We start from the raw sequence: 23,406 nt of genomic DNA on the forward strand, positions 1-23,406 counted from the left end.
CGGACGGACCGGAAACGACGACATGTCCATGCAAATCGATTACCTGCGCGTCGCGCTGTCGCTGGCCTTGTGCCTGGGACTCGGCGTGGCCGCGATCTTCCTGCTGCGCTCGCGCTTCCGCGGGCTCAGCGTCGGCCCCGCGCGCGATCTGGCGTTGCTGGAAAGCCTGCGCGTGGACCCGCGCACGGCCGTGCACGTGCTCGCCTACGGCAACGAACGGCTGCTGCTGACCACGCGCGACAACGCCGTGCACGTGACCGTGCTGCCGGCGGGCGCCGCGCCGCGCGCGCCTGAGCCGGCGGCCGTCCCGCAAGACGCGGGTGCAGCGCCCGCCACACACGACGCCCGCGACGGAGCGCCCGCGCCATGACCGATTTCTTCGTCCGCCACCGCCGCCTGCTGTTGCTGGCGCTGCTGCTCGGCGTGTTCGCCGCCGCCTCGGCGATGGCTGCAGCGCCGCCGCAGGCGCCGAGCGTACCCGACCCGTTCGCCCAACAAGGCGCCGTGCTCGGCGCGCTCAAGGGCGGCACCAGCGAGAGCGTGCGCATCGCCACCGTGCTGACGATCCTCAGCATCGTGCCGGCGCTGGTGATCTCGATGACCGCGTTCATCCGCATCATCATCGTGCTGTCGATGATCCGCCACGCCTTCGGCATGCCCGAGACGCCGCCGACGCCGGTGCTGATCAGCCTCGGCCTGTTGCTGACCGTGTTCACCATGTTGCCGACGCTGGAGAAGGTCAACACGCAGGCCTATCAGCCTTTCATGAGCGGGCAGATGACCCTCGACGTGGCGCTGGAGAAAGGCAGCGCGCCGGTCAAGGACTTCATGCTGCGGCAGGTGCGCGAGGACGAGCTCAAGCTGATGTACGAAATCTCCGGCAAGCCGCTGCCGGACGAACCCGCGCAGGTCGGCCTGTTGCAGCTGACCTCGGCCTTCATCCTCAACGAGCTGCGCGTGGCCTTCCAGATCGGCTTCGTGATCCTGCTGCCGTTCCTGTTGATCGACCTGGTGGTGTCGAGCGTGCTGCTGTCGCTGGGCATGCTGATGGTTCCGCCGGCGACGATCTCGCTGCCGCTGAAGGTGCTGATGTTCGTACTGGTCGACGGCTGGAGCCTGATCCTGCAAGGCGTGGTGCTCAGCTTCAAATGACCTGGCCGACCGCCCTCGCCCTCCACGACGACGACCCCGCCGCGCCCGCCGCGGAAGCGTCGCTGTGGGCGGCGTTGCGGCGCGACGGCTCGACCGCGGCGCGCGAAGCGCTGTTCCTGCGTTATCTGCCGTACGCGCAAGCGCTGGCCGCGCGCATCTACGGCGGCCGCCACAGCCGCGAGGTGGAACTGCGCGACTATCAGCAACTGGCCTGCATCGGCCTGCTCGATGCGCTGGACCGCTACGACCCGCAGCATGGCGCGAGCTTCAAGACCTTCTGCACGCCGCGCATCACCGGCAGCGTGCTCGACGGCCTGCGCGCGCTGAGCGAGGCGCAGGAGCAGATCACGCTCAAGCGCCGCCTGCAGCGCGACCGCTTGAGTTCGCTCAAGGACGGCGGTGCCCGCGACGGCAAGCCGGCCGCGCGCAAGCTCGAAGCGCTGTCGGAACTGGCGGTCGGGCTAGCCATCGGCCATATGCTCGAAGGCACCGGCATGTACGCCGACGAGCTCAGCGCCAATCATCACGACGGTTATGCTGCGGTCGCGTGGCAACAGACCTGCCGCAGCCTGCGCCAGGCGGTGGACCGACTGCCGACCGATATGGCCAAGGTCATCGGTTACCACTATTTCCATTCGCTGCCGTTCGAACAGATCGCCGGCATCCTCGGCCTGAGCAAGGGCCGCATCTCGCAGATCCATCGCGCCGGGCTGCGCCTGCTGCGCGAGAAGATCCAACCCCATTCCTGATCCGGACCACGACATGAGAGACGACCGCTACCCCATCGCCTGCGACGACGACCGCATCGACGCGATCAAGGCCGCGATGAACCGCTCCGACGACGAAGCGCTGGCCCTGCTCGACGCCGCCGTCGCCGAATTTCCGGCCGATGCGCGTCTGGCCCTGCTGCGCGGCTCGGTCTACGCCAGTCTCAACGCCTATCCGCAGGCCTTCGCCGACCTGAGCCAAGCCGTGGTGATGGCGCCGGAACTGCACGCGGCGCGCTTCATGCTCGGCTACCTCGAGCTGTGCCACCGCGGCGCGGCGCAGGCGATCGCGGTGTGGCATCCGCTGACCCGGCTCGGCGAGAACGAAGCGCTCGGCGATTTCGCCCGCGGCCTGACCGCGCTGGTGACCGGCGAACCGGAGCAGGCGCGCGCCTACCTGCAGCGCGGGTTGGAGGCCAATCGCGATCATCCCGAGCTGTCGCCGTTCGTGCAGTCGCTGATCGAGAAGTCGCACGAGATCGTCGCCGATGCCGCGCTGTCGCCGGTGCCCGGATTCGCCGCGCCGCCGGTGGCCGATGCGGCGGCGGACGAGCAGGACGACGACAACGCCGGCACGGGCAGTCATCTGCTGCTCGGCGGCTACCTCGACCGTCGCGATCACTGATGCGTCCGCACCGTCTCCTGTCGTCGCCGCGCACCGCGGCGTTGCTGCTGGCTTCGGCGTTTTCGCTGGCGGCCGCGCCGGCCGCGGCCGACTGCATCGACGACGCCGCACGCTACCAGGGCGTGCATCCGCACGTGCTGCGCGCGATCGCGTTCCACGAATCGCGGATGAAGCCCGAGACTGTCAACCACAACAAGAACAGCACCCGCGATATCGGGCTGATGGGCATCAACACCGTGCATGGCGGCGAGTTGTCGCGTTACGGCATCGGCCAGGACCGGTTGTTCGATCCTTGCGTCAACGCGTATGTCGGCGCGTGGCTGTTGCGGCGCAAGGTCGACAAGTACGGCGCCACCTGGAAAGCGGTGGCGGCGTATCACTCGGAGACGCCGGAGATCGGTGAGGCGTATATGCGCCGGATTCAGGACGTGATGCGGCGTTGGGGGTTGTTGCCGGCGTTGGCGGCGGCGAAGCCGGCGATAGCGAACGCCGCGTCGAGCGCAGCCGCGGGCGTGGCGCAGAACGGTGGCGGCGAGCTCGACGCGTTGGCGACGATTCGCTGAAGGGATCGCGTCGACGGCGATCCGCCGACCTGTTCAATTCGATGACGATCTGCCGACGCACCTGCGCGGATTTCGATCGGCCCGCACATTCACCCTGATATCGGCCGACGCGCGTCGTCTGCGCCTCGCTGGACCGTTCGCGCACACTGCGCGCTCAGGCTTCCTCGACGCAGGCCTTGCACAGCGCCCAGGCTTCCGCATCTTCGGCCAGCACCGACACGACCACGGCAATGGTCTGGTGGAACTCGGCCGAATTGGCCAGCTCGTCGCCGAACTCCTCGGCCAGCAAGCCTTCGACTAGGCGCCCGACCAGCACCTTCTCGTCGCCGACCCCGGCCGCCTTGAGCGCCTGCACGGCCTGCAACGGCGACTGCCGCCCAGCCTCGCGCGCCGGCGCGCCTTGCTCGCGCGGCTGCCGCGCGGCGGCCACCCCGCCTTGTTTGCGCAAATGCACGCGCAGTTGCGCGATCAGGCGGTCGAGGCGGGAAATGTCGGTCATCGCGGGAATCGGAATCCAAAGACGGCGGGAGGAAGCGGCGGGAAACCGCAGCCGTACACTGCAACGGCCGGATCGCAGCGCCTGCGGCGCTAGCGCCGTGGCGTACGCGCATTATGCTGCATGGCTTGGTGCAAAAACCGTTGCTGGCGCGTGTCTGGCCCAGCGCTGCGGGGATAAATGGCCCTGTCTGCGGGCCGCCGGAGCGGGCACCGTTGAGGCCCGTCCGAGCGAGCTGCCCGCATGTCCACGTCCGCGTCCCCTTCGCGCCGCCGTCTCCTCGCAGACGCGCTCGCCGGCGCCGCCGCGCTGAGCCTAGCGCCGTTGGCGGGCGCCGCCGCTCGCTCCGCAACCGCGACGCTGCCCGGCACCGACATCGCCCTGCCCACCGGCGACGTCCACGACTTCGACTTCTTCGTCGGCGACTGGACCTTCCGCAACCGCCGGCTCAAGCAGCGCTGGATCGGCAGCCAGGACTGGGACGAGTTCCCCGCATCGCTGCGGTGCGAGAGCCGCATGGGCGGCATCGTCAATCTCGACGAAGGAGTGTTCCCGACCAAAGGTTGGCAGGGCATGACCGTGCGCGTGTTCAACCTGCAGGAAAAGCGCTGGTACCTGTACTGGATCAACAGCAGCACCGGGCAACTGTTCCCGCCCGTGGCCGGCGGCTTCGACGGTGACCGCGGCGAGTTCTACGGTGACGATACCGACGATGGGCGGCCTATCAAGGTGCGCTTTCGTTGGACCCGCGTCGATGCGGATCATGCGCGCTGGGAGCAGGCGTTTTCGCTGGATGGGAAGGCGTGGGAGACGAACTGGACGATGGAGCACACACGGGTTGGAGCGTGATCCTGCGACGGTAGACGGGCGCAGGCCACGGCAACCGGGCTGACCGCGCCTCCCCAAGCCGTCATCCCCGCGAACGCGGGGATCCAGAGCCTCAAGCGCCATGCCACGATTTCACGTCAGTAAGTCCAGGCGGCGCCGGCCCACCACGTGACATCCCTCATGCCCCGCCCTCACGCGAACGGGCTACCCTACCGGCATGGCCAAACACGCCGGTTCCGTATTCAGCGTCGACGTCACCGGCCTGGACCGCGACGCCGGCCAACCCGCCTACGCCCGCATCAGCGAGCGTATCCGCACCGCGATCCTCAGCGGAGCGCTGGTGCCGAATGCGCGCCTGCCGTCGGGCCGCACGCTAGCCCGCGACCTTGGCGTGTCCCGCAACACTGTCGACTGGGCGTTGGATCAACTCGTCGCTGATGGGTACATCGTGCGCCGCCGTGGCGCCGGCAGCTTCGTCGCCGCGCAATTGCCCGAGCGCGATTCGGCGCCGCTGCGGCCCGAGCGCAGCCTTATCATCGTTGCCGACACCGCTCCACGTCGCATCTCGCGACGGGCCGAGGCGTTGCGCGCTTATCCCGGCCACTACGAGCCGGCCAGTTCTGTACCGTTTACACCATCGTTGCCGCCGATGGGTTTGTTTCCCCGCGATGTCTGGAATCGGTTGTTGCAACGCGAAGCTGCGAAGCCTGGCGACGACTACTGGCATTACGGCGCAAGCAACGGCTTGCCCGCCTTGCGTCGCGCCATCGCCGCGCACGCGTCGGCAATGCGTGCGGTGCGGTGTTCGCCCGAGCAGGTGATCGTGGTGACCAGCACGCAGCAAGCGGTCGAATTGGCGGCGAAATCGCTGGCCGATTCGGGCGATCGCGCGTGGTGCGAATTGCCGGGTTACCCGCCGGTGCGGCATGGCTTACGCAATGCGGGCTTGGAGGTCGTTGATGTACCGGTGGATGACGATGGCCTGGACGTCGCAGCGGGGCTAGCCGCTGCGCCGGATGCGCGTTTAGCCTATGTGACACCCGCGCATCAGTATCCTTTGGGGGTCGAACTCTCGCTGGCACGTCGCCACGCTCTTCTCGACTGGGCGCATGAACGCGATGCTTATGTGCTCGAGGATGATTACGATGGCGACTATCGCTACGAGGGCCGGCCCATCGCGTCGCTGCAAGGAATGGACGAGCGTGGGCGGGTGATCTACATCGGCAGCTTCAACAAGATTCTGTTTCCATCGTTGCGTATCGCTTATGCGATCGTGCCCGAGCCGCTGGTGGATGCAATCGTTGGCGCAAAGCATATCGCGGACGGGCATACGGCGCTGCTAATGCAGGGAGTGCTGGCGGCTTTCATTGATGAAGGCCACCTGGGACACCATCTGCGCAAGACCCGATCAATCTACGACCAACGAAGACAAGCGTTCCTGGAAGAAGCGAAAATGCTGGAGCACTGGCTGAACTTCAGACGCGCCATTTCCGGAATGCATATAACCGCCCGCTTTAACGAAGCGGCCATAAGAGTAGAAGACCGCATTGTTGCCGAGATTTGCTTCGACGAAGGACTGATAGTGCATCCGCTATCAAGATACGGAGAGGCTTCGAACCCTGGAGGCCTGGTATTCGGCTTCGCGGGAAGCGACCGAGAGCAAATTCACGATAAGCTGAAAATCGTGAAGGCGGCGCTGTCGAAACTCGACAAGCGCCCGCGCGGACGATGATAAGACCCCAAACAGCCGTCGAGAGGATACGACTCGTCTGCGTAGAAGCCCTCACAAAGAACTCGATGAGCGCTTCGGCAAAATGATCTTCGTGGCCGCTATCGCTCCAGGCGAGAGGAAAACCTCTCGATGAATTTTTGAGCGACCTCACTCATGTCCCGAAGCCCTTCGCTCGACACCGAGTACCAAACCCCCTTTTCCTCATAGCTTTTTATGAACGCGCCGATCTGAGTCCTTATCTCCAGCGGCAATTCATCGAAATCCGCGAGACTTCCTCCTTCGGACAGGTACTCAAGAGCGATTGCAGCCACGGTAGAAGGCGGAATAACACCATCCCCCATCAAGGCGAGATACTTGTCGAGCAATGGAATAGCCATCACAACCCTCTCTTCTTCATAGCCTTGACAAGGTCATCGCCGAACGCCACCGCACGCGTATGCGCATTTTCCCCACCCGACGACGGAGAGACCAGAGCGTTGTAGTCCTTAACGCGCATCATACCGCCGGAGCGCTGGAACTCGGCCTCCAGCTCCCATATTTCCGATGTCTCATGACCGAAGATGGCGACAATCGCCCTATCGCTGTTGAGAACTGATTTCCGGAAAAAAACTGGCAATCTCCCGTCGCTGTCCAGAAGAGAAATTTTTCCAGGACGACTTTTCCAGCTCACGATCTCATTCAAAGCCACATTGTCTAACCGGCCATAGGTCGCGTCTGAATTCGGCATTCCAACGCCCCTGGAACCTCCGGTCCCGAAGTACACGTCATCTTCCAGCGGGATCAGCCTGACGTAGTCGGGCACATCGACACCGTTGTCTTCCGCTATTTTCAAAGCCTGCTCCAAGGATCTGGGGCCATCGGCGTTCGGTATCCAATCGGCCATAGTCTGATGGGCGCTTGCGTTCCCGTAAACGTTGTGCAGCGCCCAATCCTCGCGTGCCTTGAAACCTCTGAAGCGCAGGGCATCCTCCGCCTCATAAACCAACCCCGCCTTTCGCGCCAGCCCCCCGCCGTACTCGAGCGCCTTAGCTGTTGCTGCCTCGACCCCGAGGCCCGCCAGGTAGGTGCCGGAGGCAGCGCCTACTTTGCGCCACATCTGATCGGAAGGAAGCCCAAAGAAGTCAGACGTGCTCATGACTGCTTTGTTGTACAAATCCATGGGCTTTGTACTGCCCAACCCGATAAGTCCGCTCTGAAACTCTCGCTGCGACTGCCGATCCGTAGCCAAAGCAAAAACGCTACGCGCCCCGGTGTACAGATTCGCCGTAACATCGGCCAATAGCATGGCTTCGTTCGCGCGGATGTCTCCGTAAAGGCTGTCGCCACGGAACGCATCGGTCACGTTCTTGATCGTATCCAGCAGTTCTTCGTGATCTCGCTGAGCTACCGTCAGCGCGGAGTCGACCGTGATGCGTTTTTGGGCATAACCCGCTTGCAGCCAATGGTTGTAGCTGACCAACGCTTCCGGCTGATCGACTCCCGGCGGGGTGGGCAGGAAATTCCCAATTACGTTCTGATAGGCAACCCACGCAGACGTATCGAGAGACAACTGAGCCAGCTTACGCCCACCATCTGGATTGCGATCGATCAGTACCTCTTCATAATTTCGAGGCACGTAGTAACCGTATCTTCGGTCACTCATGGAAGCACCTGGAGTCTTGGAGAAGATGTCTCCGTTGGTTCCAACGACTCCGGTCGGTGAACCGATACCGATGCCGCCCCCATTGGCGCCGCCGGAAAGAGCCGATCCCGAGCCATCGCTTGATCCGGCGGCCAGAACATCGCCGCCCGACCAAGCCCGAGCTTCACGATCCCAAAGTCGATCAAGCATGGCGCCAGCGTCCATTGCGCCTGTACCCAGCCCCTTCCAGGGCGCGCTCTGCTTCGCCATTTGGGAACTGACGGCATGGCCTATTGTCGTGGCCGCAGCATTCAAGCCGATGCTCGCCAAAACACTGCTCGACAAGTTTCCGCGAGCTGCGGCGGTGGTTACATCGGAAGCAAAGCTTGCACTGAAGTCCGCGAATCCGTTGATGGTCCGATCACCCCACTGACGCGCCGAGCCGAAGGCCTTGGCCTTGTCTCCAACCCATCGGCCGACGCTCGCGCTCACTGCTGAAATTGCAGCGCCCTTCCAATCGAACCCGTTCTGCACACCCAACGCCACGGCGACGCCCTGTGACGCCACGTTGCCAGCCACCGCGCGAGCTGCTGTCTGAGCCCACTCGCTTCGGATACCCACCCGGCTCAATGCGGATCCAAACCCGGACGTAGCCATGCCCGCGCTGATTGCGCCTCCAGCAGCGCCCAAAGCAACGCCCTTCCAATCAAATTTGTCCTGGACACCACCTGCGATCAATACTGCCTGACTAGCAATACTGCCGACTGCACCGCCGATAGCCGCAGCGCCAACCAAAGCTCCTGCTCCCAGGCCGCCGACTGCCGTACCACCCAGCACGCTCAGCCCCGCGCTCATCGTTGCGCCGATTGCACCACCTGTGCTCAGTGTGGCCGACATCGCCGCAGCGGCAGCGCCCGCAGTGTAAATCGTTACGACGACCGCCACGACGATCGCGAGCACCTGCACAAACCCACCACACCCCTTCTTAGCCGCCGGCGGCGGCGGCGGCTCCGGCGCCGTCGGGCTCGTATTCCCCATCGCCGAGCCCGCGTCGTACGGCTTGAACGTGCTCGCGTTGTTGTGGATGTTGGTGACCTTGTTCGGCACCGTCAGCACGGTGTTCGGAATCAAGGGCTGGTTCGGCGCCAAGCCGTTCGCGTCGGCTAGCAGGTACCACATCGCTGCGTCGCCCCACAGCGCGGCGGCGATGCCTTGCAGGGTGTCGCCGGACTTGACGATGTAGCTGCCCGGCGCGGCGGTCGGGTACAGGCTGTTGATCGGCTGGTAGTTCTCGTCGAAGTTGGCGCCGGCCACGGGGGTGAAGCGCTTGTGGCGGTCGTCGTTCTTGGCGCCGGCCTGGGCTTCGTTCTGCGCCAGTTCCTTGGCGTAGTCGATGCGGTCGATGCCGTCGTTGCCGACGTTGCCGATCTGCCGGTCGTCGAAGAAGTAGTAGCTGTGGTGGCGGTTCTGCTGGGCGTTGACGACGTTGCCGTTGGCGTCGACTTCGCCGCCGATCAGTTCGTCGCGCTGCAGGATCCGGCCTTCGCCGTCGACCTGGTAGGCGAAGCCGCGGTTGCCGGCCTGGTCGTAGGCCAGCTTGATCCGGCCCTGGCTGTCGTAGACGTAGCGCGAGAAGCCCGGCGCCCAGTTCTTCACGTCCTGGTTGGACGCCTGGACCATGATCTGGCTTTGCTTGGCGCTGTCGAACCACTCGTAGGTGTAGCTGGTTTTGACCGTGGTTTCTTCGCCGTAGGTCTCGGTGAAATCGACCGTGCCGTCGGCCAGGCGATAGGTCTCCGTGCCCTTGTTGGCCAGATTGTCGTGCTCCAGCATCAACAGGCTGTCGTTGTCCCAGGTGCGCGACGAGCTGTTCTTGAGCGTGCCGTTGGCGTCGTACTCGTAGTAGTCGCCGACGCGGCCGGCCAGGTCGTTGACGCGGCGGGCGCGCAGCACGCCGTCGATGACGGTGTCGGTGAGATAGCCGCGCGCGTCGTAGTCGTAGCGCTCGGTGTGGCCGTCGCGGCCGTACTTGGCCATGCGCCGCTGGTTGGCCTGGTCGTAGGCCAGCAGCACGCCGTCTTCGTTGCCTTCGTACACCCACACGCTGTTGTCGCTGGCGCTGGAGCCACGGGTCTGTCCGTTGCCGCTGAGCTTGCCCATGGTCACGGTGAAGCGGTTCATGCTGTCGTACTGGTACCAGTACTCCTGGACGCGGCTGGCGCCGTTGAGACCGTCCTTGTACAGCGAGTGCATGCGGATGCGGTTGCCCTGCGCGTCGAACTCGTAGGTGATTTCGTAGCGCGGGTCGTCGACCTTGATCAGGCGGTTCAGCGCGTCGTAGGTGGCCTTGGACTGCTGGAACGCCCAGTTGCCGTCCTTGCCGGTGAAGCCCTCGAAGGTGCGGTTGCCGTTCTCGTCGTATTCGTAATAGGCCTTGATACCGCTGCCGGCATCGTTCATGCGCTTGATCAGGCCGTTGGCGTAGTACTCGTACACCGTGGTGCCCGAACTGCTCAGCAGGCCGGCGTGGTTGTACTCGTAGGTGAACCAGCGATCGCCCAGATCCTTGTGCATGAACTTGCGGCCGAACGCGTCGACGTAGTCGATCAGGCTGCGGCCGTTGGCGTCGGTCATGGTGCGGATCCAGCCGGCGTGGTTGCCGGTGATCGCGTCGCTCCACACCGACGAATACGTGGTGGTGCGGCCGCCCGCGGTCACCACGCGGCTGACTTCGCCTTCGATGTTGAAGTCGGTGGTGGTCGCGCCGAGCAGGCTGCTGGTGTGGCGGATGCGGCGGTCGAGTTCGTCGTAGGCGTAGCTGTCGACGATCTCGCCGGTTTCGCCTTCGCCCTTGGGCCGCTGGATCGAGACCAGACGGTTGCCGCGGTCGTAACCGTAACCGGTGGTGCGGCCGAGTTCGTCGACCGACACGCGCTGGTTGCCGAACACGTCGTACTGGAAGCGCTTGAAGCCGCCGTCGGCATGCCACTCGCCGACCAGGGTCGGCTTGGCGCTGCCGTAGTTCCAGGCTTGCGTGGTCAGGTTGCCGTTGGCGTCGCGATAGGCGACGACGTTGCCGGCCAGATCGTTGACGTACTGGGTGAACGGGTTGATTTGCTCGCGGAAGCCGTTGGCGCGGGTGACCCAGACCAAGGGATCGGTCTTGCGGGTCAGCTTGCCCAAGGTGTTGTAGCTCAGCGCGGTGGCGTTGCCGCGGCCGTCGATCTCGCGTGCGATCTCGCCGAAGGCGTTGTATTCCTGGCGGCGGTGGATGGTCAGCGACGACGGCTCGAAGTTCTTGATCTCCCAGCTGGCTTCGGTGGCCGGGCGGTCGTTGTCGGGCCAGAAGTAGCCGCTGTTGCGCACCAGGCTTTGGCTGCCGGCCGGGTTCTGCGCTTCGGCCAAGGTACGGAACACGTCGTAGAAGTATTCGTACGTCGCTTCCTTGTTGAGGCCCAGGCTGTCCCAACGGAACTTGCCGTCGGCGCCGCGCAGGATCACGACTTCCTGGAACGGCGTGTTGACGTTGCCCTCGGGGCGATAGTGCAGCACCAGCACCTGGCCTTCGGGCTGCTTGGGATCGAGGTTGAGCGTGTAGAGGTGGCGATCGACCTGGATCACCGCCTTGGGTTCGCGCTGCGGACCGACTTCGATGCTGCCCACGGCGTTGTAGCTGCTCGGCGGCACCACCCGATTGTCGGTGAAGGTCAGCTTCATGCCGTAGCGGCGCACGCCGTCGCCGGCGGCGGCGAGGATCTCTGGCGGGATCGGCCAGTTCAGCGCGCCGTTGGCGATCGACAGGCCTGCGGCGGTCCAGGCGACGCTGCCGTCTTCGTTCAACAGGGTCAGATCGACCGCGGACGCGTTCGGCGGCAGGTTGCTCAGGCGCACGACGTCGGCGTCGTGGGCGAAGTCCAGGGCGACGCGCGGATTGGCGCCGACGCTGACTTCGCCCTTGATGCTGTCGAGCAGCGTGTCGTTGTCGCCGAGCAGCTTGAGCACGACTTCGTAGTCGCCGTTCAAGCCAGTGGTGTCCCAGCGCACGCTGCCCGGCGTGGCCATCGGCGGCAGGCCGGGGAGCCCGTTCGTGCCGCCCCACGCATCCTGGCTGCCCTTGCGGCGATACTCGACCACCACCTTCTTCGGCACCTGGCTGCGGTAGGTGAGCAAGTTGCTCATGTCCAGACCGTTGCTGGTCCAGACGAAGGTGCCCAGGCTGTTGGTCTGGAAGGTGTTGTCCAAGGTGTCGGGCGCGCGGGCGATGGATTGGGTCGACCCGACGACAAGGTCGTACTTCTCCCGGCGCATCAGCGCGCCGTCGGTTCGGGTGGCGACGTAAATCATGTCGTACGGCCCGTCGGCGAGGCCGGCCACATCCACCGTCGCCTTGCCCTGGCCGAAGTCGCGCTGCAGCGGCAACAGTTGGTACGGGCCGCTGGAGCCCTTGGGCCGCACATACACCTGCGGCGACACGTCCGAACGATAGGCGTCGCCCGGCATCTGGATCACGTGACCGGAGAATTCCGGGGGCAGTTCGCCGGTGGTCGCGGTGGCCAGCGAACCGGACATCAGATCGACTCGGCCGTTGTGATCCCAACTACGGTCCCACTTGATCTCGGCGCCCTTGCCGTCGGGGCCGACGTTGCTGGCGCTGCCCACAAGAATCTCGCGTCCGCCGCCGCTGCCGCGCGGAGTGACGTAGACCTTGACGGTGAAATACAGCGTAGCCCTGCGTTCCTCAGTCGCCACATTGCGCAGGAAAATCGGCACCTGCATATCCGCCGCGACGCTGTTCTGGTCGCCGACGAACTGGCCGAGCAAGGAATAGACAGGCAACGGCTTGTCCATGTCCTCCCAGCGTCCCGAATGGGGACCGGCCTGCTGCCCTTCCAAAACCACCCGCACCTGGTACTCGCTGCCGAACGCGCTGCGGTAGTCGGGAATGTTCAACCGGTAGGTCATCGCGGTCGGCGGAGTGCTGTCGCCGCCGCCTCGCCAGTCGAACGGCACCGCGTTGCCGGACAGGCTCGGTACGGTATTCGCGTTCGTCGGCGCGATGGTCGGCACGCCGTCCTCCGGGCGCGATACCTGATCGCGAGCCTTTTGGCCCAGTCGTCCGCCTACCGACGACTGGATCGCGCCCGGCACGATCGGACGCACCGTCACGGTCTTCAAGCCAAGGCGCTCGCCTTCGGCCGACATCGACGCCTGGATCACGTCGATGGCCTGGTTGCGCCCGTCGTACAACGTCAGCGTCAGCGACAACTTCTCCGCATCCGCGTCCGACGGCTCCAGCACGCGCGCGAGCGTCCATTTCGACAAGTCTTCGGCGCGCGACTCGATCCGCACCGCCGCGTTGCCCGCGCCGTCGTAGACGTGGACGCGGGTGATGCCGCCGTCCATGTTGGTGCGCAACACCCGGCCGGCGTAGTCGTACTCGGCGAACTCCTGCCAACCGGTCGGGCCGGTGCCGCGCCCGGTCACATCGCCGAACAAGTTGTAGTCGGTGCGCCGCTCGACGCTGCGGCTGCCGTCGCCGCCAACGGTAACGCGGCTGACCTCGCGGTTGTTTTGATCGTAAGCGACCTGGATGGTTTCGGTGCGCTGGCCGCCGGCGGAATCGGTCCGCAGGTAGCTCATCGCGGTCATGTTGCCGGACGCGTCGTAGCCGAAACGGGTGGTGAAGTTGAGCGCGTTGGTCTTCGACAACAATCGGCCGCCGGCGCCGTAGACGTAGCTGTCGACCTGATCCTGGTCGCTGCCGACGCCGCGGCGGGTCTCCTTCACCACCTGGTTGAGGCCGTTGTAGCTGTACTCGGTGCGCGCGGTGACGCTGCGGCCGGAATAGTCGACGAAGCCCGGCAGGATGATCGCGGTGTTGCGGCCGGCCTTGTCGTATTCCCAGCCGAACACGCTGCCGTTGGCGTCGGTGCGGCGCAGCAGATTGCCGGCGGCGTCGTAGGCGTAGGCGGTGGTCGCGGTGGCGAAGCCTTCGCTCAGGCGGCCGGTGGCCGCATCGACGCTGCCGTAGGCCACGCTGAGGCGCGACTCGGTCAGGCGCCGGCCCATCTTGTCGTAGCTGTAGAGGGTGACGCGGTCGTCCGCACTGGTCGGCCAGCTGGAGATCAGTTGCTCGGCTTCGTCGTTCGCCGAAGCCGCCAGCAGGGTCTGTGCGGGCGGCTGCTGGCGCTTGGCGTAGCGGGTTTCCTTGAGGACATTGCCTTCGGCATCGCGCTCCCACGCGACCGCGTAGCCTTCGCCATCGATTTCCAGGCGCTTTTGCCCCAACGCGTCGTAGAACGTACGCACTACATTGCCGGCGCCGTCGACGTGCGCGATCGCGCGGCCGTTGGCGTCGTAGGACCAGGTCTCGACGATGTCGCGCGCGTCGATCTTGTAGCTGCGCTCCGGGTTTCCGTTCTGATCGACGCCGTTTTCGAGAATGCCGTGCGCTACGCCCTTCGTGCGCGACTCGATGCGGCGGCCGTTGGCGTCGTAGGCGAAGCGGGTCTCGCGCACTTCGTCGGGCTTGCCGGTGGCCGGATTCAGCGGATCGGCCGGCAGCGTCCAGCCCGCGGGCAGGGCCACCGCACGAACGAAAGCGAGGGTACGAACGAGATTTCCGGCGGCATCGTACTCATTTCGGGTCAGCAGGCCGTTGGGACCGACCTGGCCGGACAAACGATTGGCCGCGTCGTAGTAATAAACGGTTCGGGCGCCGTTGACGGCGATCTTTTCGATCAGGTTTCCGCGCGCGTCGAACGAACTCTTTTCGACCGCATTGACGGTGGCCTGGCCCGTCGCCACGGTCTCGGTGGCGGACGTGCGGCGGTTCAGCGCGTCGTAGGCGAAAACGGTGATCCGCTCCTCGGCCGACTGCACCGCTTCGACCCGTCGGACCAGGTTGCCTCTTGCGTCGTAACGGCTATCGATCCGCAGGGGCCTTGCGGCCCCGTTGAAACGATCGACCACGGAGACGTCCAGATAGGTCTCCGACGTCACCCGACCGAGCTTGTCGCGGAAGTACGCGGTCTTGGCCCCCAGCTTGTTGGTGAACAAGCTCATGTAGCCGAACTGATCGTACCCGTACAACTCACCCTTGCCTTCGGCGTCGGTGGTTCCGATCAACGCACCGGCGGCGTTGTAGGTCATGCGGGTTTCCGAAACCGCCCCGGCCGGGATAGACGGCAAGGCGTTCGGCGAAACCTGGCCGGACACGCGATTCGCATAGCGGCGCACCACCGTCGCGTTGCCGCGATAGTCGTACTCGGTGACGGTCAGGTATCCCTCGGGATCGACCTGATGGGTAACGTTGCCTTTGGCATCGAAGTAGAAACGGCCGACATTCCCGCCCGCATCCCTGACTTCCACCGCATTGCCGAAACCGTCGTACGTGCGCGTGACGACGCCACCCAGCGCATCTATCGACTGCGACAAGCGCCCGGACGCGTCATAGACCGACCGACTGGTGTACAGCGCGAGCAGCGCCTCCTTCTGGGCGGCGCTCAGACTCGCGACGACCAGCGCCGCGCCGGTCTCGTTCCTGTAGCCGAGCGACCAGCGCAGTTCCAGGGCCCAGGGCGAATCCAGCTCGACAAGCTCCACGCCGCGCGGATCGACGGTCGAAACCAATTGGCCGAACGCGTCGTAGGCGTAGCGCGTATGCGAGGCCTGCGGCGTATCCGCGGCTCGCGTTTCCTCCGTCATCCGCCCGACCGCATCGTAGCGCCGGCGCACGGCAACCTGATCCGGCGTGCCCCATGCCTGGAATTCCGCGACCACCTGCCCCAGCGAATCGTATTCGTAGCGGGTCACCCCGCCCAGCGCGTCGATCTTGTCGCGCACCCGCCCGGCGGCGTCGTAACGGTACGAGGTCGACGCACCCGCGCCGCCCGCGGCCTTGGCCGCGACCGACGCTGCGGTGTCCGCATCGGTGATGGTGTCGGTCGCGCCGTAGTAGGCCGGCCATTGCTTGTCGTACTGGACGGTTCGCTCGAGATTGCCCCGAGCGTCGTACCGCGTCTCGACAAGATAGCCCTCCGCGTTGAAAGCGAACACCTCGCGCCCGGCGGTATCGTAGAACCACAAAGTCGCCGGGTTGACGAAGGGCGCATCGCCGCCGGAGGTCCTCGCCGCCCAGGCCCGCATTCCGGCATCGGTGTACTCGGCGGGCTTGGTGTACGGGTACTCGGTGCCTTCCTGATATTGCGCGCGCCGGGTCCGATGCCCCGCCGCGTCGTAAACAGTCCGCGTCACGTAACCCCGGGCGTCGATCTCCCAGGTCAGGCGATTGGCGGCATCGTAGATCCAGCGGTCGCGCGAAATCGGCGGAGAAGCGGTGTTCTCGTTGCGATCGGCCCAGACGAGCAGATCGCTCAGGCCGGTCGCCGCGTTGGCCGGATACGGCCACATGTAGCGGACGCGCCCGATCAGATTGCCGTTGGCATCGTAGTTGTTGCGGGTGAGATAGCGGCCCGGGTCGAGCTGGAACACGGCACGCCCGGCCGCGTCGTACACGAACAGCGAGCTGCGGTCGCCGAGGTGGGCTGCGCTGCCTTGCGCCGCCAGCGCCGCGCTCACGGCTGCGACCGTAGCAGCCACCGTCGAAGCGATCGGCGTCGCATAGGCGATGGAGCGGACGACATTTCCGGTGTTGTCGTAAATCGACTCGACCACCGAGCCGCTGGCGTCGACCACATAACGCAGGCGGTTGTCGCGGTCGTAGGCGTAGCGTATGGTCCGGTCGTTGTTCGTATCGGCCCGAACGAGAGCATTGATGTCGCTGAACTTCAGCTCCAGCGCCAGCCCCGTCGTCGCGGCGGGATTTGCGTAGGCCGTCCGCGAAAGCAGGCGGCCGTCCTGATCGTAAACCTGCCGGGTAATTCCACCGGCCGCATCGACCGTACTGGTCAAGCGATGCGCTGTGTCGTAGACGAAGCGGGTAATAGCGCCGCTTGGATCGGTCTTCGCGACCAGATCGTTGAGCTTGTTGTAGGTGAAGACCGTCTTCAACGCCAAGCCGTCGGGATCGACGGTTTCGCTGATCTTCCGACCTAGCTTGTCGTAGCTATAGGCGGTGACCTTGGCGGCGGCGGTGCCGTCGCCCGCAACCACTTTCACCAGTTGCCCAATCGCGTCGTATTCGTACCGGGTAGCCAGATTGAGCCGCCCGTCGCCGGCATCGACGACCACCAGAGTGCGTTGGCCCTTGAGGTCGTAGCGGAACTCGGTGGCCACCCCGTTGGGGTCGACGGAACGAACCATCAGGCCTTTGGGGTCGTACTCGAAACGTTCGACGATGGCGAGCCCGTCGGGATCGACAGTGCGGCTCAAGGTCCGGCCTGCGCCGTCGTATTCGTAGACGGTCCGCACGCCGCGCGCATCGCGCGTTTCGATGACCTGACCGGCGCGATCGTAGGCCACTCGGCTTTCGCCGGCCGGCGAGGTGGTCCGGATCAGGCGCCCGTCCAGATCGTACTCGTAAACGGTCTTGTTGCCGCGGCCGTCGGTGAGCTCGACGACCTGACCGTGCTCGTTGTAGCGGGCCAGGGTCTCGATGCCTTCCGCGGAAACGGTACGGATTTCGCGATTGAACGCGGTGTAGCTGTACAGGGTGGAGTTGCCCGCGCGATCGGTCTTCTTGATGACGTTGCCGAAGGCGTCGTAATCGCTGACTTCCGAACTCGTTCCGTTCTGGATCTGATAACCGACCACGCGGTCGTTTCTGTCGTAGCGCCAGGCGCCTTGCAGCTCGCTGTTGAGCATGATGGAGTTCAGCCGGCCGAACGCATCGACGTAGCGACCCGTTTGGCTGTTGAAACTCCAGATATCCCGCGCGTTGTTGAAGCCGATCCCTGCGAAATCGTAGTAGATCGCGTCGACGATTCTGGTAGCGTCGGATCGGACCAGCGAGGTCCAGCGGGTACTCTGTGTTTCCTGGCCGTACGCGTTGTAGAGATACTCGGTCCGCCCCCCGTTCTCATCGGTAGCCTGCTCCAGCAAGCCGACGAGGTTGTACTTGCGCGAACTCTTGCTCGCCTGAGCGTCGTCGATGGAGGCGATCACCGAACGAACAGCGTCGGTCAGTGTTCCGCCGTGCATCTGCCCCAGCGAAAGCGAAGCGATCCGCTTGGCATAGGCGATGACCTGCTCGGCCTCGCCGAAGACGTTGTAACGTTGCTCGACCGCTTCGCCCGTCGGATTGACGGTCAATACCAGTCGGCCCGAGGCATCGTAGTAGAACAACGTCGAACGTCCGAGCGCATCCACCATCGCGGTGCGCCGGCCCGCGGCGTCGTATTCGTAACGCTGGCCCCACTGGTTCCAGACCGCGTTCACCGCCGCTTGCGCAGGGTTGGCGCCCAATGCTTCGAGCGCGCGTACGCCCTCGCCGCTCAGCTGGGCGGTGAGGCGGCCCTGCAGATCGTAACGGCTCAAAGCCTTGCGATCGGCGGTTCGCGCGGCGACCATCTGTCCCAGGCTGTCGTATGCGTAACTCGACTCGATGTTGCCGCTGCTCGAGAAGTCGGTCTTCTTGAGCAGCCGGCCTTCGACGTCGTACTCGTAATCCGACCTTTGCACGAGCCCCGGGGTCTGGACCAGACTGGCCAGCGCATCCAGGGAAGCTACCGACCAGCGCATCGCACCACTGCCGCTGAAGCTCTGCGCCCCCGAAGGACGAACGCTCGGCGTTCCCGCGTTTTGTCCGTCTCCGCCGGCTTCCCACGCGACCCTGCCGGTGGCGTCGAAAGCAACACCGGCCAGGTTGGCCTGGGAAAGCTCGATCGTCCGCCCGTCGCCAGGCACCATCACCAGCGAAACACGATGATTGGCGCCGGCCAGCACCTGCGCGGTGAAGCTGTAGCTGGTATCGCTGGCCGAATCGACCGAGACCGTTTTCACCTTGACGCCGTCGACCCACACCTCGACGGTCGGCATCGGCTGGGACGCCGTACCGGTCATACGCGCCTTGAAGCTTCCGGTTACGGACACCGGCGCGTCCAGCACCCCAGGGGCAAGGCGTTCGCCCTGGATTCGGCGGGCGACGTTGCCGACGCTGTCGTACCGATAGCGGGTGATATAGCCTTCGCCGTCCACTTCGGCGGTCAAAAGCCCTCGCGCATCGTAGAAGGCGTACGCATTCTTGTCGAAGATCGTGGTTTGCGGCCTGATCTCGTCGAGCGTCCCGGCCGCGCGCTTCGCGGCCGGCACCGCGAAGTAGTATTCGATGGTCTTGGTCTTGCGCCCCATCGCGTCGTAGCGATGCTCGACCATCGCGCCGTTGGCGTTCAACGTCGCCAGCAACTGGCCATCGGCGCTGTAGAAATAGCGGTCCAACCGGTCCGCTGCCGATGGCTGGATCAGGGAATTGAGCTTTTCCAGCGTAGGCGCGATCCGGAACGCCCCTACGGAGATCTTGTTGCTGTGGGCGACGGTCGCCACGAGTCGCGAAGCGGCGTCGTAACGGTATTCCACGGCGGCGCCAGCGGAATCCAAGGTTTTGATCAGACGACCGGCCTTGTCGTAGAACCGCCATGCCGAACGGTCGTTGTTCACGTCCGCGATCGGACGTAAGCCTGAGTTGGCCAGAGTCAGCGCCGCCTGCTGACCGTTCACTGCAATCGTCTGCTTCGGCTTTCCGTTGGCATCCAGCAACGACGCCAGTCCCGTTGCGCTCACCGCGCTGGCGTAAACGGTCGTCTTCGCTACTTGATTGTTGCCGTCGTAGACATACTCCGTCAGCGCGCCAGCGGCATCGATTTCACCGACCCGCCGCCCTGCCTCGTCGTACAACACATGCGTCTTCGCCCCGAGCGCATCCTCGCTCATGCGCAACCGCCCGTCGGCGTCGTAGTGGTAGCGCACCTGCGACAGCAGCGTGCCGCCGCTGTCCGATTCGGCCAGCGCGATCAGCTCGCCGGCGTGGTTGTAGATCGAGGTGCGCACCAGCCCGTTGGCCAGCGTCGTCACCGTGCGCCGCTGCGCGTCGTCGTACTGGGTGACGGTCACCGCGTCGTTGAAGCCGGTGACCCGGATCGTCCGGCCCAGGCCGTCGTAGACGAACTGTTCGACTTCCGGCGCCGCGATCGGGCCGACGTAACGCTGCAACAGCCGGCCCTGCGCGTCGTAGACGAAGCGGGTGCGGATGACCTGGTCGTCGAGCACGCCGCTGCCGTCGGCGGCCAGCGTGGCGTAGCGGGTCACCTGGCTCAGGTTGCCGCGGAAGTCGTACTCGCTGTCGGTGCGCTCGCCGATGCGCGCGGTGGCGCCGGCCCACGCGGTCAGCGCGGCCTCGGTGAACGTGCTGCCGGCGTAGTTGCCTTCCGAGTAGCCCAGCGTCGCGATCAACTGGCCGGCGGCGTTGTAGCGCAGCTCGCTGACGCGCCCCTCGGCGCTGACCTTGAACCGCAGATGCTGCTCCGCGTCGTACACATACCGCGTCGTCGCCGTGGCCGTGTTCGGCCCCGATACCGTCTCGCTCAGCAGTTGGTTGTCGCTGCCGAAGGTGCGCTCCACCACCGTGCCGACCGCGTCTTCCTGCTTGATGAGGTTGCCGGCTGCGTCGTAGGTGTATTTGACTTCGTTGCCCAGCCCGTCGCGGATCGTCGCGACTTGCCCGGCGGCGTCGTAGGTGAAAGTCTGGGTCTGGTGCGCGCCGTTGACCATTGGGCTGCTGGTCTGCAACAGCCGGCCCTGCGCGTCGTAGCTCAGGATCGTGTCCTGGCCGAGCGGGTCGACGATGGTCGTGCGGCGGTTCGCGGTGTCGTAGCTCAGCGTGGTCGTGCGCAGCACGCCGGCGTCGCTGGTCTGGGCGATGCTGACCACGCGGTACTGGCCGTCGATCAGCTGGTAGCCGAACGCGACTTTGGCGCCGTCGGACTGGGTGATCGAGGCGATCCGGCCGCTGCTGCCGTCGTAGCCATACGTCGTGGTGAACACCTTGCCGTCGGCGACCGAATTGTCGTCCGGGCTCAGGTCCAACGTCACCGTGCCCAGCCGGCCGGCGCTGTCGTAGCCGTAACGCACCGCGGTTGAGGTCTGAGTGCCGTTGGCGGTCTGGGTGACGGTGCGCAGCTGGCTCAGGCGGCCGTTGGAGTCGTAGTCCAGGTAGGTCGTTTCGCCGTTGGCGGTGACGACCTGGCTGAGCGCGCCGGCGCCGTTGTAGACGTAGCTGACCGCATTGCCGTCGCGGTCCACGCTCTCGATCAGGCGGCCGCTGTTGGCCGCGTCGTAGCGCTCGATCAGCTGGCTGCCGCCCTGGGTCCAGGTCCAGCGCTGGTTGCCGCCGTCCCAGGCCAGGGTGTCGCGGGTGCCCGCGCCTTCGCTGGCGACGTACAACGAACGCGCCGCGTCCCAGGCGTAGGCGATGCGGCTGCCGTCCCAGTCGGTGCGATAGACGCTGCTGCCGGCCGCATTGACCGTCCCGGTCAGACCGCCGACCTGCTTGCTGACGCCCGCGCGCCAAGTCTCGCCGACCAGCTGCGCCTGGCTGTTGTAGGCCCGGTACAGCTCGGCGTCGACGCCGCGGCCCATCAGCCATTGGTCGCGGTCGCGCAGGATCAGGTTGCCGGTCGCGGCGTTGACGAACGCCTGCTCCCCGGTCTTGCCGACCCCCGCACCGCCGATCTGCCCCCGCCCGCCCAGACCCAGCGCCGAGGAGGCCTGCAGACCCAGTCCGTTCCCTGTGACGATCGCGACCATGTGCCTTTCCCGTTTCGGTTAGCCGCCAGGGGGCGGCTCTCTAACGGACTTCTCGGCACATCTGAAAAAAAGTTTAGCGGCGTTCTGAATAGCGTGAACGCTGTCGCAAATCAGCCCCGGACGAAGCCGGGCTCGGCTAGATTGCCACTTCGCCCGCGGTCGCCTGCTGCACCGTCACCCGGTCGCGTCCGCCGGCCTTGCTCGCGTACAGGGCCGCGTCGGAGCGCTCCAGCAGTTGCTCGAAGCTCTCGCCGGGCCGCAGTTCGGCCACGCCCATGCTCAGGCTCAGGTTGAGCGCGCGGCCGTGCACGCTCGGCGGGTTGGCGCCGACCGCGCGGCGCAGGTGTTCGGCCACCACCAGGCCTTGTTCCAGGCGGGTGCCGGGCAGGCCGACCAGGATTTCGTCGCCGCCGTAGCGGCCGCACAGGTCGGTCGAGCGCAGGCGCTGGCGGGTGCGTTCGGCGACGGTGCGCAAGGCCTCGTCGCCGGCGCTGTGGCCGTGTTCGTCGTTGATGCGCTTGAAGTGGTCGATGTCGAAGAACACCACGGTCAGCGGGCGGCGGTTGCGGTGGGCCTCGAGGATCGCGTCGCGCAGCGCCTGCTCGATCGCCTGCCGGTTCATCACGCTGGTCAGGCGGTCGTAGGTGGCGCGGTGCTTGGCGGTGTCGTGGTCCTCGCGCAGCTTCTGCAGCTTGGCCGCCAGGCCCAGCAACAGGCCCAGGCCGCCGAACACCAGGCCGACCGGGTAGGCGTATTCGAGCCAGGCGAACATCGGCCACCAGCGCTGGAAGCCGCCGACCAGCACCACCAGCACCGCCAGCAGCGGCGTCCACGCGCCGACCAGGAAGTAGGCCTCGCTTTGACGCTGCGCGATCGCCATCGCGCAGGCATAGACCACCGCGAAGATCACCACCAGCAGCATCACGTTGCCGAAGCTGGCGCTCAAGCTCCAGGTATGCACCAGCGAGACCAGCAACAGCGCGCCGAGGATCCAGCTGCAGACGTTGAGCACCCGCGCCACCGCCGGCTGGGTCGCGCGCAGGTCCAGATAGAACACCAGGAAGCGCACGCTGGCGATCACCGCGGCGGTGTTGAGCACGACGTTGGTGCGGCGGTTCGGCAGCACCTCGTGGAACCACGGCAGCATGCGGATCTCGCCGCCCTCCACCGCCAGGTTCACGGTCTGCACCAGCAAGGTCAGGCACAGGTAGGCGTAGCCGCGCTCGCGCAGGCCGACCCAGAAGCCGAACGCGAGCACCGCGGTCGCGCCCAAGGCGGTCAGCACCACGCTGCGCAGGGCGACGTGGCTCATGTCCTGGCGATGGACCTGGGCCAGCGGCTCGATGCGCAGGCTCGACGGAGTGAACTCGGTCGCCCAGGTGCGCAGGTAGATCACCTCGCCCTTGCGCACCCCGCCTTCCAGCGGATACACCACGAAGCGCGAGGAATGCTGGAACTCGCTGCCGCGGCCGTGCAGCGCGCGCCGCACCGGGTCGACGTCGCGGTGGCGCCAGATGTCGAAGAACTTGCGGTAGGGCTGGTCGATCACCAACTGCGGCAGCTGGTCCTCGCCGACGTCGGCGGTGGCGACCAGGCGCACCCACTGCGGCCTGCGGTCGGGATAGACGATGCGCCCGTCGGGCTGCGGCGCGAAGCGCGCGTCGAGGCGGCCCGACAGCACCTGCGCCAGCGGCGGATCGGCGCCGGGCCCCAGCCGCGACACCGCGAACGGCTGCGCGCACGCCAACGCCGCCGCGCCCAGACCCAGCAGGGCCAGCAGGGTCTGCCAGAGTAAGCGCCAGGACCGATCCATTTCCTTAGCTGGGTGTAGTGAGCCGTGGAGGATAGCCCAACGTATACGGCCGCCCGGCCGGCGCCGCGACCGCGGGCGGCGGGGCGAACGCGGAACTGCGACGCCGAT

11 protein-coding genes are annotated in these 23,406 nt (G+C 65.7%); 7 read left to right on the plus strand and 4 right to left on the minus strand.

Translation table 11 applies throughout. The annotated features are described in order from the left end of the window. Nucleotides 1–22 precede the first annotated feature (22 nt). Genes JHW38_RS13755 through JHW38_RS13775 form a run of 5 tightly spaced genes read left to right on the plus strand, consistent with a single transcriptional unit; the run spans nucleotide 23 to nucleotide 3,107 of the window. Nucleotides 23–370, plus strand: a complete 348-nt coding sequence (locus JHW38_RS13755) for a hypothetical protein (RefSeq protein WP_207521892.1) — start codon at nucleotides 23–25, stop codon at nucleotides 368–370. Beyond that, nucleotides 367–1,152, plus strand: coding sequence for a flagellar type III secretion system pore protein FliP (gene fliP / locus JHW38_RS13760; protein WP_207521893.1), 786 nt, complete (start codon nucleotides 367–369; stop codon nucleotides 1,150–1,152). The genes JHW38_RS13755 and fliP overlap by 4 nt, the downstream gene beginning before the upstream one ends. After that, nucleotides 1,149–1,901 (plus strand): sigma-70 family RNA polymerase sigma factor, encoded by a 753-nt coding sequence (locus JHW38_RS13765; RefSeq protein ID WP_207521894.1) that lies wholly within the window; start codon nucleotides 1,149–1,151, stop codon nucleotides 1,899–1,901. Before fliP ends, JHW38_RS13765 begins: the two co-directional genes overlap by 4 nt. 13 nt (nucleotides 1,902–1,914) lie before the next feature. Then, nucleotides 1,915–2,544: a tetratricopeptide repeat protein gene (locus tag JHW38_RS13770; RefSeq protein WP_207521895.1), complete on the plus strand. Its 630-nt coding sequence runs from the start codon at nucleotides 1,915–1,917 to the stop codon at nucleotides 2,542–2,544. Next, nucleotides 2,544–3,107, plus strand: a complete 564-nt coding sequence (locus tag JHW38_RS13775) for a lytic transglycosylase domain-containing protein (RefSeq protein WP_207521896.1) — start codon at nucleotides 2,544–2,546, stop codon at nucleotides 3,105–3,107. Before JHW38_RS13770 ends, JHW38_RS13775 begins: the two co-directional genes overlap by 1 nt. A gap of 154 nt (nucleotides 3,108–3,261) precedes the next feature. On the opposite strand, the gene JHW38_RS13780 is transcribed toward JHW38_RS13775, so the two are convergent. After that, nucleotides 3,262–3,606 carry a hypothetical protein gene (locus JHW38_RS13780; protein WP_207521897.1) on the minus strand — a complete coding sequence of 115 codons (345 nt, stop codon included), beginning with the start codon at nucleotides 3,604–3,606 and terminating at the stop codon, nucleotides 3,262–3,264. Nucleotides 3,607–3,846: 240 nt separating this feature from the next. Between JHW38_RS13780 and JHW38_RS13785 the strand changes: the two genes are divergently transcribed. After that, nucleotides 3,847–4,452, plus strand: coding sequence for a hypothetical protein (locus JHW38_RS13785; RefSeq protein WP_207521898.1), 606 nt, complete (start codon nucleotides 3,847–3,849; stop codon nucleotides 4,450–4,452). 196 nt (nucleotides 4,453–4,648) lie between these two features. Then, entirely contained in the window at nucleotides 4,649–6,163 is a 1,515-nt protein-coding gene (locus JHW38_RS13790) for a PLP-dependent aminotransferase family protein (protein WP_207521899.1), read from the plus strand. 98 nt (nucleotides 6,164–6,261) lie between these two features. Here the strand turns inward: JHW38_RS13790 and JHW38_RS13795 are convergent, their stop codons facing one another. The 3 genes from JHW38_RS13795 to JHW38_RS13805 all read right to left on the minus strand — a co-directional run bounded on the left by JHW38_RS13795 (nucleotide 6,262) and on the right by JHW38_RS13805 (nucleotide 23,298). After that, the gene (locus JHW38_RS13795; protein ID WP_207521900.1) at nucleotides 6,262–6,540 is read right to left on the minus strand and encodes a hypothetical protein; all 279 of its coding nucleotides are present in this window, start codon (nucleotides 6,538–6,540) and stop codon (nucleotides 6,262–6,264) included. Then, nucleotides 6,540–21,485, minus strand: coding sequence for a LysM peptidoglycan-binding domain-containing protein (locus JHW38_RS13800; protein WP_207521901.1), 14,946 nt, complete (start codon nucleotides 21,483–21,485; stop codon nucleotides 6,540–6,542). Before JHW38_RS13800 ends, JHW38_RS13795 begins: the two co-directional genes overlap by 1 nt. Before the next feature lie 136 nt (nucleotides 21,486–21,621). After that, complete coding sequence (locus JHW38_RS13805; protein WP_207521902.1) at nucleotides 21,622–23,298, minus strand: sensor domain-containing diguanylate cyclase; 1,677 nt, start codon at nucleotides 23,296–23,298, stop codon at nucleotides 21,622–21,624. Nucleotides 23,299–23,406: the final 108 nt, after the last annotated feature.

The organism is Lysobacter enzymogenes, from assembly GCF_017355525.1.
Classification (GTDB): domain Bacteria; phylum Pseudomonadota; class Gammaproteobacteria; order Xanthomonadales; family Xanthomonadaceae; genus Lysobacter; species Lysobacter enzymogenes_C.